Annotated in this window: 14 protein-coding genes and 1 pseudogene; 2 read left to right on the top strand and 13 right to left on the bottom strand. The window is 40.3% G+C overall.

From position 1 onward, the window contains the following. Window positions 1-107: 107 nt before the first annotated feature. From AC0L6R_RS20565 to AC0L6R_RS20520, 10 genes and pseudogenes are all read right to left on the bottom strand, one after another. Window positions 108-722: a hypothetical protein gene (locus AC0L6R_RS20565; protein ID WP_473272907.1), complete on the bottom strand. Its 615-nt coding sequence runs from the start codon at window positions 720-722 to the stop codon at window positions 108-110. Between the two features lie 81 nt (window positions 723-803). Then, window positions 804-1,495 (bottom strand): annotated as a pseudogene (locus AC0L6R_RS20560) (glycosyltransferase family 2 protein). Window positions 1,496-1,501: 6 nt separating this feature from the next. Then, window positions 1,502-2,968 carry a cellulose synthase family protein gene (locus tag AC0L6R_RS20555; RefSeq protein ID WP_473272906.1) on the bottom strand — a complete coding sequence of 489 codons (1,467 nt, stop codon included), beginning with the start codon at window positions 2,966-2,968 and terminating at the stop codon, window positions 1,502-1,504. Continuing rightward, the gene (locus tag AC0L6R_RS20550) at window positions 2,969-4,513 is read right to left on the bottom strand and encodes a 4Fe-4S binding protein (protein ID WP_473272905.1); all 1,545 of its coding nucleotides are present in this window, start codon (window positions 4,511-4,513) and stop codon (window positions 2,969-2,971) included. Next, window positions 4,510-5,865, bottom strand: a complete 1,356-nt coding sequence (locus AC0L6R_RS20545) for an NAD(P)/FAD-dependent oxidoreductase (RefSeq protein ID WP_473272904.1) — start codon at window positions 5,863-5,865, stop codon at window positions 4,510-4,512. Before AC0L6R_RS20545 ends, AC0L6R_RS20550 begins: the two co-directional genes overlap by 4 nt. Window positions 5,866-5,916: 51 nt before the next feature. Continuing rightward, window positions 5,917-6,681: a DUF547 domain-containing protein gene (locus AC0L6R_RS20540; protein ID WP_473272903.1), complete on the bottom strand. Its 765-nt coding sequence runs from the start codon at window positions 6,679-6,681 to the stop codon at window positions 5,917-5,919. Between the two features lie 90 nt (window positions 6,682-6,771). Continuing rightward, a complete protein-coding gene (locus tag AC0L6R_RS20535; protein WP_473272902.1) occupies window positions 6,772-7,281 on the bottom strand; it encodes a rhodanese-like domain-containing protein in 510 nt (169 codons plus the stop codon). 36 nt (window positions 7,282-7,317) lie between these two features. Further along, complete coding sequence (locus AC0L6R_RS20530) at window positions 7,318-7,974, bottom strand: Crp/Fnr family transcriptional regulator (protein WP_473272901.1); 657 nt, start codon at window positions 7,972-7,974, stop codon at window positions 7,318-7,320. A 122-nt stretch (window positions 7,975-8,096) separates the two neighbouring features. Next, window positions 8,097-8,570 carry a type I restriction enzyme HsdR N-terminal domain-containing protein gene (locus AC0L6R_RS20525; RefSeq protein WP_473272900.1) on the bottom strand — a complete coding sequence of 158 codons (474 nt, stop codon included), beginning with the start codon at window positions 8,568-8,570 and terminating at the stop codon, window positions 8,097-8,099. Window positions 8,571-8,620: 50 nt separating this feature from the next. Then, complete coding sequence (locus AC0L6R_RS20520; protein WP_283411448.1) at window positions 8,621-9,304, bottom strand: ComEA family DNA-binding protein; 684 nt, start codon at window positions 9,302-9,304, stop codon at window positions 8,621-8,623. Between the two features lie 196 nt (window positions 9,305-9,500). On the opposite strand from AC0L6R_RS20520, the gene hemA reads away from it, so the two are divergent. Together hemA and AC0L6R_RS20510 are read left to right on the top strand one after the other, a co-directional pair. Further along, window positions 9,501-10,766 (top strand): glutamyl-tRNA reductase, encoded by a 1,266-nt coding sequence (hemA, locus tag AC0L6R_RS20515; protein WP_283411810.1) that lies wholly within the window; start codon window positions 9,501-9,503, stop codon window positions 10,764-10,766. Between the two features lie 94 nt (window positions 10,767-10,860). Beyond that, complete coding sequence (locus AC0L6R_RS20510) at window positions 10,861-12,426, top strand: WG repeat-containing protein (RefSeq protein ID WP_473272899.1); 1,566 nt, start codon at window positions 10,861-10,863, stop codon at window positions 12,424-12,426. 10 nt (window positions 12,427-12,436) lie between these two features. Here AC0L6R_RS20510 and floA read toward each other — a convergent pair whose 3' ends face one another. The 3 genes from floA to proS form a co-directional block, all read right to left on the bottom strand. Beyond that, window positions 12,437-13,456, bottom strand: a complete 1,020-nt coding sequence (floA, locus tag AC0L6R_RS20505) for a flotillin-like protein FloA (RefSeq protein ID WP_473272898.1) — start codon at window positions 13,454-13,456, stop codon at window positions 12,437-12,439. A 1-nt stretch (window position 13,457) separates the two neighbouring features. After that, on the bottom strand, window positions 13,458-13,916 hold the full coding sequence (locus tag AC0L6R_RS20500; protein WP_473272897.1) for an NfeD family protein: 459 nt from the start codon (window positions 13,914-13,916) through the stop codon (window positions 13,458-13,460). 98 nt (window positions 13,917-14,014) lie between these two features. Then, window positions 14,015-15,496, bottom strand: coding sequence for a proline--tRNA ligase (gene proS / locus AC0L6R_RS20495; protein WP_283411452.1), 1,482 nt, complete (start codon window positions 15,494-15,496; stop codon window positions 14,015-14,017). Window positions 15,497-15,567: the final 71 nt, after the last annotated feature.

The raw sequence follows: 15,567 nt of genomic DNA, 5'->3' as shown, positions 1-15,567 counted from the left end.
CATCGACGTATTTAATCAGCAATTTTCTTCCAATTTCTTCATAGATCACTTCAATCTCAGCCTGATTGGAGCCAATCTTTCTCTTAGAGATCACGGCGCTTTCAGCGTCAAGAGGAAGGTGGGGAGAAGCGGTTAAAAATCAAACTAGGAATTAATTTCTTGTGACCTGTAGGAACGAGGTCAGGATTTAATCGGATCAAGTTGAAAATCTCATCTTCAGCCATCGCACTGATGGATAACTCTTGATCCCCTTCGGACTCGAAATAGGAGAACAGATTGGCTTGGTACTTATTGTTTTTCCAATTGAGCTGCGCAAATGACTGTCCACACCATTCAGTCATTGAAGCTGTGATTTTCGGGGAATTCAGATCATCATAAACTGGCGTAAAAACGGACAACATGGTATGATAAGGATATACTCCAGTCACAAAATCCCGGGTCATATTCAGCTTCATCACCTTTATAGCTCCCTTTCCTGCAGCAGAAGGATCATCCACCTTTACCTGCTTGCGTTTGGAAAAGTCCTCCGTCACAAAGATCATTACCGCATTGCCATCCCGCTCTTCACCATATCGCATTTGCTTAAGCTCAAATACATTAATCTCAGCTTTATTCTGATACCAATGCGAAGCAAATTGCTCCTCATCAATGGCTTTTCTGCCGGTGGAATTGCAGGAAGAGAATATGAACAGAATTAGACCGAGGTTGAATAAATTTTTCATATTCATAAAATTACTAAAATCAAATTGAAGCCTTAATAACCAAGTCTTGATACTTATGTCTTGATACTTGTTTCTAAAGCCTCACCAATACTTAAAAATCGTATAAATAATCTTATACCCAGCTCCAAACACCCCTTTTACCGTTCCGCTAACTTTAGATACCCCAATTCTCTTGCGGTAATTCACTGGAACTTCTGTGTAGCGAAGTCCAGCTTTATGCGCTTTGATCTGCATCTCTATAGTCCAACCGAAGTTCTGATCAATCATATTTAAGTCCATTAACTTTGACCAAACAATCGCCCGAAATGGTCCCAAATCAGAGAATTTGGCGCCTTGCATGTATTTCATCATCGTAGTTGCCAGCCAATTTCCAAATACCTGCGGAAAAGTCATCGAGCCAGATTCCCGCTCTCCCATTGCCCTTGATCCTATGACCATCTCAGCTTTGTCATCCAAAATCGGCTGAATCAAATCCAATAACTCTTCAGGATAATCGCTATAATCTCCGTCTAAAAAGACGATAATATCTGGTTGAATATCCTCTTTTTGATCCAATCCATTGCTGTCAAACAAGCTTTTCCATAGCCTTTCTGAGGCTCGAAAACCACCTTTGCACCAGCAACTTCCGCTACTTTTCCAGTAGAATCTGTAGAGTTATTATTCGCAACAACGATATTCCTCACAATAGCCGGAACGTCTCCGATCACCTTCGGAATGGATTTTTCCTCGTTGTAAGCGGGGATAATTACATCAATAATTGGTGGATTGTGCATCAGCTATTATTTGCCTAGACCGTAGGCTTTGAAAGAGGAAAAGAAAACTAGGCCATACCCTACCGCGAGCATGAGGTGAAAAGGTAACATCTCGAACGTGCCCCAATAAATATGAAGGCCAACCATGCCTGAAAAAACCAGCATCAAAATTCCTTCCATCCAGGTAGTTGCAGGAATTTTGAACTTGAGGTAGTGATTGCTTTCTAAGCCAGATCCGCTTTCGAGATTGAATTTCGGAGTACGGATAAAAGGTGATTTTTTACCTGAAAGGCCTTCCCAAACTGCCTGTGCATTGTGCAATGCCAAGCCCATAGAAACCGAAAGGAAAAGAGGCAACATATAGATCGCTTGAATGAGACTTCTTAAGAAACTTCTCTTTTCGTAGAAATACGCAACCAAATAGACTCCAGCAATGATTACAAAACCTATCATGAATATACCAGCAAGTCTAAATAGATTGGCGGAAATCATCCCCTGCATTCCTGCCCACCACACACCAATACTACTTAAACTCACCAAAAAGATTGCGATAAAAAGGCTGCTATTGAACAAATGAGCCATCGCATGTATCTTGATCCCGAAAGGCAAATCTTCCCCCAAAACTGCTTTTGCGTGCTTTCCAGCACACTCGGCACCTCCTTTTGTCCAGCGAAACTGCTGAGACTTGACTGCCGACATAATCGGAGGGAGCTCAGCCGGAGATTCAATTTCTGGTCTGTAGACAAATTCCCATCCTTTGCGCTGCGCGCGATAACTCAAATCCAAATCCTCTGTAAGCGTATCGTCTTGCCAGTCTCCCGCATCTATAATGCAGGACTTGCGCCAAATGCCGCCAGTACCATTGAAATTGATGAAAGCATGCTGGCTATTTCTACCGATTTGCTCGATCAGAAAATGTGCGTCCAAAGCAAATGCCTGTAAGCGCGTTAATAGAGAATAATTTTTATTTAAATGTGTCCATCGCGTCTGCACCATTCCGACTTTTTCTGAAGAGAAATAAGGGATCGTTTTGATCAGAAATTCAGGATCAGGAACAAAATCCGCGTCAAAAATCGCAATGAATTCTCCGCTTGCTTTTGCCAAACCCTCCTTCAAAGCTCCGGCTTTAAATCCAGTCCGATCTGTCCGATGAATGTATTTGAAATTGATGTCTGGAAACTCCTGAATTTTCCTCTGAATAAGCTCAGCAGTCTGATCAGTACTATCATCCAACACTTGGATTTCCAGCAATTCCGAAGGATAATTCATTTTGCCCACAGCCGCTATCAAACGATCAACGACATATAATTCATTGAAAACTGGCAGTTGAATGGTGACTTTCGGCCAAGACCTTGGGATTTGATGAGTCACTTTTTCCAAATACTTTTTTGAGCGAAGAAAGCTCAAAAGCAAATGCCCTTGAGCAAGGCTGTAAAGGAAAATAAACAGCATTCCCAGGGCATAAATCCCAATCAAAATATATAAGAAGATCATTTACGCATTTATCTTGATGGAATCATTTCCAATAATTATTGGCATTTCGTTGATTCGATTTTCGGTTGAGCCATTTTCCAATTTCAGCACCCCACGCGGGCAAACTGATGAGCAAACTCCACATCCTACACAGCTAGATCTGACGATTTCCTGTCCACGCTGTGCATACCAGCGCACATCAATTCCCATCTCACAATGCGTGGAGCAATTGCCACAGGAGATACACTGACCGCCGTTTGTGGTGATCCTGAATCTGGATTTGAAGCGCTGAACTAAGCCTAAATAAGCAGCCAAAGGACAACCAAATCTACACCAAACACGGTTGCCCATGAATGGATAAAAACCAGTTCCGACCACGCCCGCGAATACCGAACCAATCGCAAAACCATAGAACGAATGTAATTGGTTCGTGACATTCCCCAAAAGCGCAAAACCAGAAAAGTAATTAGCTATGGTCAAAGCTGTCATCAGCACCGCCAAAACCAATACACTGTGAATAATAACCCGCTCATATTTCCAAGCCTTCAAGGATTTGTCAGAAAGTTGGCGATAGGGATCACCAAGCGTTTCAGCTAATCCTCCACAGCCGCAAACCCATGAGCAATACCATCTTTTGCCAAAGAAATACGTGAAAGTCGGCACTCCAATTACGATGAGCAAAATCCCCCAAATCAACATAAACAACCCTACTCCACCCGAACTCAAAAAGGTATCGATCTGATAATCGTAGAAGAAATCGTAATCAAGTGGCCAGATGTTTTTGAAATCAAAATAGGGCTGATTGAGTAAAACGAGAATTTCCGGGATCAAAAAAGCAAAAGCTGTCTGGAAAAACATCACCGATGCCGTGCGAAGTTGCTGGTACTTATTGCCTCTATACTTTCTAAACATCCGCACTCCCATCACGATGATTGCAAGTGTGTAAATCGTACCGTAGAGGAACCACTGACTAGCAGGATTACCACTTAGAATCATACTCAGCGGAGTTACCATCCAGACTTGATTCACGATATAGGCTGGAAACCAATACAAAATGATATAGAAAAGAATCAAATACGCTCCAGTTATCATTCCCATCCATCCACGGTTTTTCATTGAGGAATGGAAAATCCCGTTATTTTTGACTCCTGCAGGTTCATCTTGATACTTCGGAAGATTGTACATCAAGCCACCTAAAACCGCAAGTCCGATTGATAAACCGAAGAAAAGCCATGGATTATCCCTCACAGGGCTACTCAAAGAACTTTGCGCTAGCGGAAAACTGTAATCATCCCAGATCACCTCATCCCACTTTGATCCCTCTTTCAGCGCATCATTATATGAGTTGAAATTCTCTTTGAAAGTTGCAATAAATGAGAAATTAGAAGAGTAAGTTTCACCATACATTGGCGTAAGAATCTCAGCCATTTTCTGCTGATGAATATCTTTTGTATTAGCTAAAACTTGTTCTTCAGTAAGTGTATAATTCCCTAAAAAGGGCATCACTGTGAAGATCGCTAAACCAATCAAAAACAATCCTATACCGACAGTCTGGATAATCTTCATACGCTTGCTCCGAATAGTTTTTGGATAAATGATTTTTTGGAAACTTTGACATTTCCTCCGAATTGGTCTTTAAAAGCCTTTTGAATTTCAATATAATAAGGCGCGAAAAACTCAGGATCGAAATTGGCTTTATCAAGTTGGGAAATCACCTTAGCTCCATCCCACTTTTCTTTAATAGCTTGATCAAAAAACTCATGTCTAAGTCTAAAACCGAAATTATTTACACCAATAATTTTATTCTGCTTATCCATGAGCATTCGGAAAGCCACTTTGCCTCCTGCGTGCTCCCAATAAAAAGATTTCACATTTTCGGAATCCCATTGCGCAGGGACTGTGCCGTAGGTCTGGTATTCAATATCCAGAAATTTGGCTGAGTTAAACCAAACCCCAGGCTGGTATTTGACCTTTTCACCTGCCAAGATATAGCCTAAAGTTTCTCCATGCATTCTGCCCGTATACCAAACTTGTTCCACCTGCTTACGGTCTGCTGCCGGTGCCTCATGAAACTCGGCGCAATCACCGATGGAATACACATTTGGAATATTGGTCTGAAAGCCGAAATCTACTTTTACTCCCCGATTGACTTCCAATTCAGTGTTTCTTAGAAAATCTATATTTGGAGTCACACCGGCAGTCAATCCAACAAACTGGCATTGGATTTCTTCTCCTGATTTCGTTCTGATTGCTTTTACCCGGGCATTTGGATCAGAGATAATCTGGTCTAATTCCTCCTTTAGTCTAAGATCGATATGATGCTCTCGCATGTGGCGACTTACCAATTCTGACTCTTCTTTTGGCAAGATATTATTCCAAAAACCAGCTTCTCTTACTAGAAAGGTCACCGGGATCTTCTTGTAAGCAAGCATTTCGGCCATTTCAATACCGATCAAGCCTCCTCCTACGATCACCGCACGTTCCACACCGGATTGGGTGTTTTTCTCCATCAGCTCTAAATCCTTCTTGGAATACAAACCTTGCACTCCTTGCAGATCCTCACCAGGCCAGCCAAACTTATTTGGTTTAGAACCTGTGGCGATGACAAGCTCATCGTAACTCAAATTTTCTCCTGATTTGAAAAGAAGAGTCTTACCAGTAAAGTCAATTGACTTGACCCACGCCTCTTTCAATTCGATTCTGTTTTTCTCCCAGAACCAATTCTCGTAAGGCTGAGTGTGCTCAAATTTCATGTGGCCCATGAACACATACATCAAGGCTGTTCTGGAGAAAAAGTACTTTGATTCACCTGAAATCACGGTAATCCTTAAAGATTCATCAAGCTTCCGTAGCTGGCGAGCACAGGTAATTCCTGCTATTCCATTGCCTATGATGACCACATGGCGATTTGAACTCATTGGTTGGGGGTTGAAATAAGACTCAATTTGAAATTTACCAAAAACTTGGTTCTATTCGTTCAGATTCCAATCATAATCCAAATGGGACACTTTTGCATCTGGCTTAATTTTGACTTTACTATACTTATTTAAAAAGTCAATTAGGCTCCCATTCTTGGTGAAATCACCTTTGAACCAGGAGAAAATTGAAGAAATCTGAATAGCATTTGGGGTGATTTTATTTTTGGTGGAGTCGTTGATAAACCCTTTGGCTACTTTATCCAATTGGGAATCGATTGTTTGGGCTTCGAACGCTTCATTCAGCAATGGTGGACAGGAAACAGAAGCGCAATTAATCGCAAAGTGGATTCTAGGTTCTTCAAATTCTTTTCTCAAAATAGAATGCTCAATTTCATCCAAACTGGATTCTTGGCCTCCTATTGAGAAAAACTTGTAATGCCACACATCTTTGATCATCGGGATCTTCAATTTTGGCCCAAGATCCTTGATGCTTTCCACTGGATAATTATCCACAATTAATTTCACGGTGAAGGCATTATATGCATTGATCCAATAGGCCAATTGCTCATCTTTTGACCAATTTTTACGATCTGGAGCATTTTCACTCAGACTTTTCACATAGGATTCAAGTTTCGCTTTTTCTTTGATAAATCCCTTGTAGTTCACCTTTCCATCCGCGCTCACGTTCGCCTTAAGCAATTCATTCCAAGCTTTATGACTTGGTGGAGTGGTTCCAGCTATTCCTGGGACTGAACTTTGACAGCTAAAAAGTATAATACTCAGCAGGACGATTATATGTGATTTTAGATTTTTCATTTGATATTGTTTTGAACTGATTTACGATCAGAGCCCAAGTAAAGATGTAGGGAAATAGAAATAGGTCGCGGACAAGACCAAAAATGGCAATTAATAAACCTTTTCTCCCTTATTCAACCAAATACCCCAGGATTTGGAATAGGTATGCACTTGATTTGTGGGAGATCCTTCGTGGAAAATTGGTCTTTCTTCGTTTGCCCATTCTATCAGTCCTCCATATAAATTGTATACTTCGCTAAACCCCGCTTCTTTCAGTTTCTTACCTATTTCTTGAGATCGGGCTCCCACAGTGCAATAGACTAAAACGGGCTTATTTTTATCTAACGAAGCCAATTTCTTCATTGAAAAAGTTTCGTAACCCACCCAGTTTGCACCCTCAAGATGACTGACAGCAAATTCTTCTTTTTCACGGGTATCGAGGACTTGATACTTATTTAAATCTTCTATCTGATCCGGTTTTAAAACTGGAAAACCGGGATCGTAAAGTGTAGAAAGTAAAACTTTATATGCTATGGATTGCGCATGAGCCTTGGGTGAAATAGCCCACATACTTACAACTAAAATCAGGGCAAGAAAGAAGGGAGTGATAAGTACTTTCATACTGCATCAACTCCAAAAACCTTGTGGCTGTTCATTTCAGCCATAAAAATCAGAAAGCTTTACTAATCCATTTTTATCCAAAATGATGATCTTCTTGCCTTTGAGTTCGATAAGCTTATCTTTTTTGAATTCAGATAATAGTCTAATAACTGATTCTGTAGCAGTACCAATTAAACTTGCCAATTCCTCACGACTCAGCACCAAATCAATCTGCTGTGGTTCTGATCCATCCAGTCCATAGGTGCTGGCAAGTTGCAAAAGTAGATATGCCAAACGCTCACGAATACTCTTTTGCGAAGCATCTACGAGCTTTTCTTCCATCACTCCGATTTCATGGCTGAGCGCTTTGGTGAGTTTGGTGAAAAATGGTCCGTTGCTAATGACGGTTTTGAGGAAAGACTCTTTGGGTATAAAACAGATTTTGGCATCCTCAATCACCATAGCTGAGTTACTGTAATTTTCCTCCCCAAGTAAAGCCGAATAACCTAGAAGTCCGCCTTTATTAGTTAGATGAATAATTTGCTCCTTGCCATTAGATGCAGTTTTATAAACTTTTACCACACCGGAATTCACACAATACACGCCCAAAGGTTTTGCTCCTTCGTAATAAAGCATCTGCCCTTTGCGATGTGAAATCATATTTTTATTGTCCGAGATATTGCAGGCTTGCTCTTCTGTAAGGTCGGAAAACATGGAGAATTTCCGGCTGGCACAAAGATCACAGGGGTGAATGGAAGAATTCTTGGACATACTCAAATAATATGATTTCAGATACTGCGAGGATACTTCTCGCAGGTAAATTTACAACAATGCATTTAAACTGGAGGTTCAGGGAAAGTTTTCTCTTGAGTAAACTTCTCTGTAGAGGTATTAAAGCTCAGGCAAATATGCTGGAGTCCATTGCTAATGACCAAAAAAGGAGTCTTTAATTCCTTATGGTACATGCATGCTTGCTCTATTGTTTTTTGCGATAGTTTAACCTTAGGCGCCTTGCATTCGATCAGCAAATAGGGTTTGCCATTGGTATCCCAAACCACCAGATCTGTACGTTTCAAAAGTTTGTTATAGACTAAGCCCTTTTCCAACGCTAAGAGCCCTTTTGGGAATTTCAGCTGAGTGATCAGAAAATTAATCCAGTGCTGACGAACCCATTCTTCAGGCGTGAGCACTAATTGCTTTTTGCGAAGCGCATCAAAGACCCACATTCTTCCACCTTTCTCTTGAAGGTGAGGCTCGAAATGAGGGAGATTAAGTTTAGGTAACTGTATTTGATCCAGATTAGAATCCATGTGTCAAAGATGGCGAAAATCGCTCAGTTGGGAAAAGTAGATTTATTGACCTAGTCAAAATCTAAATAAGGGGAAATTTTATCTATCCATTCCTCTTTAAAAATCTTGATTCGTTTCAAATCATCCGAAGAATGAAAATTTCCATGCTGCTTACGAAAAGCTATCAAAACCTTAGATTCTGAATAACTGAAATAAGGATGCTTGCCAAGCTCATCGACTTCAACTTGATTGATTTTTACTTTTTTAAAAATAGCAGGTGAAAAATCAAAATACTCCCAGATGGCATCGATTGTTTCTGGTTTCAAGCCATAAACTTCAGTGAGTTGATTTTTGCTGTGAAGACCACCCAAACTCTCCCGAAACTTAACAATTCTGCTTGCTGTGCTTTGCCCAATACCTGGTACTATCTGTAATAATACCGAGTCAGCTTCTGAAAACGGGATACGCTTTAGGTTATCGAGCTGCTTCTCATTTGACTTTTTGATAATTGTGTCCTCAGGATTGAAAACTGGGTATGGAGAACTCACGAGGACTACTCCCGAAGCTTCTAGACTATCCAATGTTGCCAAATACTGAAGATGGAAATCCTCAGCAGCGCCATTTCTAAGTTCTTTTAGAATCCTAGTAGATAAAACCAAGAGTAACAAAACTGGAATAAGCATCACAAATCCTCGTGATTCCTTTCTCGAAAACCCCAGGTAAATTTTAAGCCAATAAAAAAATCTAGCGTTCATAGTACTTGAAAAAAAATGATGGAACTATTCAACTAAATATAAGTTACTAGTTTTAGATTAAGTTTTCAATAGCTCAAATAAATTTGAAAAAAGAGAACTATCTTATTTAGATAGATTCCAAATTAACAGATCCTTCCACAAAATGGGCACTTCCCGTGCGTATGTCTGTTAAATTTGTAGCCCAAGCTTAAGTATGATGCAAGTCAATTTTAGAGCCCTCAGTTTATCCCACAAAAATGCACCTGTTCAAATCAGAGAAATCATTTCTCTAGACGAAAAGGCCGTACACGGTATCTTGCTGAAAATCAAAGACTTTTTTAACTTAAATGACACATTAATACTTTCCACTTGTAACAGAACGGAAGTATACTACAGTCATGATCAAGATATCAGTACGGAGCTTATCAAGCTAATTGGGCTTGAAAAAGGACTGGTTGATATCGTTAATTACCTGGAGTATTTTGAGGTCATAAATGATGATCGCGCTGCAATTCGACATTTGTTTCGTGTTTCCATGGGTCTGGAAGCTCAAGTCGTAGGTGATATTCAAATATCAAATCAGATCAAAAGAGCCTATCAGGCATCTGCGGATCTGGATATGACAGGACCATTTCTTCATCGTTTGATGCACACGGTCTTTTTCACCAATAAGCGCATAGTGCAGGAAACAGCATTCCGAGATGGAGCAGCATCTTTGTCTTATGCAGCCATTGAATTGATTGAAAGCTTAACTTCGAACACCTTCGAACCAAGAATTCTATTAATCGGTGTCGGCGAAATCGGTGAGGATGTGGCTAAAAACATGGTTCATCTCCCATCCGCAAAAGTCAAAATCACGAATAGAACCTTATCCAAAGCAGAGCCAATTGCTGCAGAAATGGGCTTCGAAGTCGTGCCTTTTGAGAATTGTTTGGACGCAATGGAAGAAGCTGACGTAATCGTATCGTCTATTCAGCGTTCTGAGCCATTTATCACTAAGGAATTGGTGAAGAAATTTCAGATCAATAGCTACAAATTACTAGTGGATCTCTCTGTGCCGAGAAGTATAGAAACATCCGTTGAAGACGTACCAGGTGTAATACTATATAATGTAGATAATATCAGAAGTAAGGCATCTGAGACACTGGAAAAAAGATTGGCTTCAGTTCCAAGGGTAGAAGAAATTATAGAAGAAAGCATCAAAGAGTTTTTCGATTGGAAAAAGGAAATGATCGCTTCTCCTACTATCAATAAGCTTAAGCAATCTTTGGAACAAATCCGTCAGGAGGAAATGGCGAGATTTATGAAAAACGCGGATAAAAAAGAATATGCCGTGATTGACAAAATCACCAAAAGCATGATGCAAAAAGTCCTCAAAGTACCAGTGGTACAACTTCGGGCCGCATGCCAGCGTGATCAAGCAGAGGAAATGATCCAAATCATATCCGATCTGTTTGATCTAGAAAGAGTAAAAACAGAGTAGTTATCGCTAACTTATCTAATAAAAATGACCAAAGGATTGAATCAAACCTTTGGTCATTTTACCTTTAGGACCATTCCGAAAAAACTACATACAAATGCATAAAAATTTTACGTTAATCGTAAGCCTCTTTCTTACTTTTTCTATATCTAAAGTTGCTCATTCTCAATCCTGGGAGGTATATAACACCAATATTCAGCTACAGTCACGCCTGATTTATGATAACATTGATCTGCTGAGTGAAACAGTGAAAATTGGTAAAAAAGGGAATGAACTTTCTTTGCTCTCTAATGACTTGAGGCCGGCCGTTTCCTTAGTAGGAACTGAAGTGTATCAATATCTGGAGCCATGGATTCTTGTCAAAGGACCAAAAGGAATCGGAGCATTTCATGAATATGGGCAGCAGGTTTTGCCATTGGAATACGAAAAAATCCAAACCTACTTCAATATGCTTTTGGCAAATAAAGGGAATGAGTATTGGTTGTTTGAGCGAGGAAAAAACAAAACCACCTATCTCGGGGAATTAGATGAAGCCAAAATCACCAATACAGGTTTGATCATTGTGCGAAAGGGAAGTGAATATTCTATGCCCTTATCTTCCAATCCTGATAAGGTTTTCGATTTACTCTCAGATAATGAAGGCGAGTTTGTCTTGGCCAAGGAATCTAGTGGTTTTGGATTGATCAATAGAGAAGGTAACTACGTTTTGGAGCCTATCATTCAAACATTAGAGCACACTCACGGTAATTTCTTTTATGGATTTAACCAAGATCAGTATTTACTAATCGAAGGAAATGACATCAAATCAAACATTCGATACAATTCATTTCATAAGATCACTTTCGAAAATGATATCATGCTGGAATACATTCACGGCAAACTTCGTCGTGTGATGGAAGACGACGGGATTTTGCTGGATGATGTAGGTATGACTAAAGTGGAAAAAACTGGTAAAGACTTGTATGCAGTTTATTTTCGAGACGATAAATTAGGATTGCTAGGTAAAAAAGGATGGTTGGTACAACCTATGCTTGATGTAGAAGAAATTAAGCGGGGAAGCGAAGGGCTTTTCCCAGCAAAATCTAAAGGTGCGTATGGTTTCGTTAATTCCAAAGGCACTTGGGTCATCAAACCTCAGTATGTGGAAACGACATTATTCTCAGAGAATATTGCGGCATATAAATCAAGCTTAAACTGGGGACTGATCAATTCTACCGGCGAGCTGATATCCGACGCTGTTTGGGAAGAGATCAAGCCTTTTCAGAAGGGATTTGCGATAGCAAAAGCAAACAGCAAATATTTCCTTTTGAACACGTTTGGCTCAGCTGTGAATACAGATGGCTATGACCATATTTACCGAACCAGCGATGGATATTTCATGATAGAGCAATCAGGCAAAACTGGTCTTCTGGACAGTGAAGGTACAGTTGTTATTCCTGCAGAATTTGAAGCGCTACGAAGAGAGCGCAAGAATTTCATTGTAGCTCAAAAAGATGGACTTTCGGGTATCATTGATGAAGCTGGCGAAGTCATTCTGCCTTTGGCCTACGAAGAGATATTGATTGATTTTGCGAATGGTCAGATTCTCACAAAAAATAAATTTGTTCCCACGGTGATTCAAACCGTTGAGGAAACTAGTAAGAAAAACAAAAAAGGGGCCTAAGCCCCTTTTTTTATTTTTTCTCGTTTTTGCCTTTGGTAGAATCTTTCGATTCAGAGTCCGAGTTGGCTATGGATTCCCTCATAGATGTGTCCGACTGGATATTTTCCATTTTATAATAGTCCATCACACCAAGTCTCCCACTTCGGAAAGCTTCTGCTAAAGCTTTTGGAACTTCAGCTTCAGCTTCTACCACTTTCGCTCTCATTTCCACATTTCTAGCTTTCATCTCCTGCTCTAGAGCTACCGCCATAGCACGTCTCTCTTCTGCTCTTGCCTCAGCTACTTTCAAATCAGCTGATGCCTGATCGATTTGTAATTTCGCACCAATGTTTGTTCCTACATCGATATCAGCGATATCAATCGAAAGAATCTCGAAAGCTGTTCCTGCGTCCAATCCTCTCTGAAGAACGAGCTTGGATATTTTGTCGGGATTTTCAAGGACACTCTTGTGTGTAGCAGCCGAACCGATAGAAGTTACAATACCCTCTCCTACTCTGGCAAGAATCGTTTCTTCACCGGCTCCACCTACCAACTGAGCAATATTTGCCCGAACAGTGACTCTTGCCTTTGCGATCAATTGAATCCCATCAGCAGCCACTGCGGCTACATTAGGAGTATTGATCACCTTTGGGTTTACCGAGATCTGAACAGCTTCAAAAACATCTCTACCGGCCAGATCAATCGCAGTCGCCTGCTTGAAGGTCAAATTGATATTTGCTTTATCTGCTGAAATCAGGGCTCTGATTACGTTTGGTATATTACCTCCAGCCATGTAGTGCGTTTCCAGGTCATTTGTAGTCAATTGTAATCCCGCTTTAGTGGCAGTGATCAGGGAATTTACGATAATACTAGGTGGTACTTTTCGGATTCTCATCCCTATTAACTCACCTATTCCTACTCTTACATTAGAAAATTGAGCTGTAATCCAAAGATTTACAGGCACAAAATATAAGAAGATGAATAGTAAGACAATTCCCGCTACTGCTGCCACGAGAATAAACATTGAACTTGATGGGTCTAGTGCCTCCATATTATTTAACTAAAATTGTATTGTTTTCGATTTTCATAATTGTCACGGTTGATTCCACTGGAATAAAACCATTTTCTGACTTCACCTCATACACTTCGTCCCCAAAACTAGCTTTTCCGATTGGTTTTAGATCTGAAGTGGTTTTACCCTGCATTCCTACCTGTAAGTTATCTGTTCGTCCATCAAATGCTCCTCCTGTGATTGCAGACTTAAGAGAGAAGCGATCCCAAACCCCTGAACTGAAACCATAGACGATAGCTGCAAGATTTAAAATAACGGCGACAGCCGTAATCCACCATGCAATAGCCGGATCAAAACTCAAGAATGCATAAGCAATTCCGGCCAAACTTACCGCGAGGCCAAAAATCCCAACTACAGTAGTTCCAGGAACAAAAAGCACCTCAGCTAATAATAGTATAAGGCCAATGAATAAAAGGCTTGATAAAACGACGACTGTCATTGACTAGGTATAAATGAATAGATGTGTAAAATACAAGATTCCTAGTTACCACTCATTAAGAAGTACAAAAAAAGCCCGGATAAATCCGGGCTCTTAAATCAATATGCTTTTGCAAAGAGGACTCTTCCTTTAGAAGGCTTGCCTGAATAGACACAAACTCCCTCCTCCTCTTTCCTGTCCAAAGGAATACATCTAATCGTGGCTTTAGTGAGATCCTTGATTTTCTCTTCTGTCTCAGCAGTACCATCCCAATGAGCAGATAAGAATCCTGTTTTCTCCTCTAATACAGATTTAAACTCATCCCAAGAATTAACTTCTGTAGTCATTTCAGATCTGAAATTTAAAGCCTTAGAATAAATCGTAGCCTGAATTTCCTCAAGCATGCTAGAAATTTTCCCTGAGATTGGCTGAGATACCAATTCAAATTGCTCCTTTGTCAACGTATCTCTTCTGGCAATTTCAATGGTACCATTTTCCAAATCTCTAGGGCCGATGGCAATTCTAAGCGGAACACCTTTCAATTCATGCTCTGCAAATTTGAATCCTGGCTTATGGGTATCACGATTGTCATATTTGACAGAAACCCCAGCTTTGCGAAGCTCTGCCATGATTTCATTTGCCTTTTCAGTTATCGCATCAAACTCTTCCTCTTTTCTGTAGATCGGTATAATTACGACTTGTATTGGAGCCAATTTCGGAGGCAATACTAATCCATTATCATCTGAGTGAGCCATGATCAATGCTCCCATCAATCGTGTACTGACACCCCAAGAAGTACCCCATACATATTCCAGACCACCTTCTTTAGAAGCGAATTTGACATCAAATGCTTTGGCGAAATTCTGTCCTAAGAAATGTGACGTACCTGCCTGAAGCGCTTTGCCATCCTGCATCAATGCTTCAATACATAAAGTATCATCTGCACCTGCAAAACGTTCAGTTTCTGTTTTTCTTCCTCTTACTACTGGCAAAGCCATAAAGTCTTCGGCGAACTGAGCGTAGACATTCATCATTTGCAAAGTTTCTGCTTCAGCTTCCTTTTTAGTTGCGTGCGCGGTATGACCTTCTTGCCAAAGGAACTCAGTAGTCCTTAAGAATAGTCTAGTTCTCATTTCCCAACGAACAACATTCGCCCATTGATTTACTAATAATGGAAGGTCTCGGTAAGACTGAACCCAATTCTTATATGTACTCCAAATAACAGTCTCTGAGGTAGGACGAACAATTAATTCCTCGTCCAGTTTTGCTTCTGGATCAACAATTACACCGCTACCATCTTCAGCATTTTTTAGTCTATAGTGAGTGACTACTGCACATTCTTTTGCAAAGCCTTCAACATGACTAGCTTCTTTGCTTAAAAATGATTTTGGTATGAAAAGGGGAAAATAAGCGTTTAAATGACCTGTCTCCTTGAACATGCGATCGAGTTCAGCCTGCATTTTCTCCCAAATAGAATAGCCGTAGGGTTTGATGACCATGCATCCACGTACTGCTGAATTCTCTGCCAAATCGGCTTTTTTTACTAATTCATTATACCAAAGCGAATAATCCTCGCTTCTCTTAGGTAGTCCTTTACTCATTGTGATTGGTTGAGATACAGATTATAGTTAAATTTGCTTAACTTATGCGGGGCAAATATAAAGTAAAAAGT

The organism is Algoriphagus sp. 10J20-15, assembly GCF_055809615.1.
The sequence above is the reverse complement of the archived record's forward strand: the minus strand, read 5'-3'. Positions and strand labels throughout refer to the sequence as shown.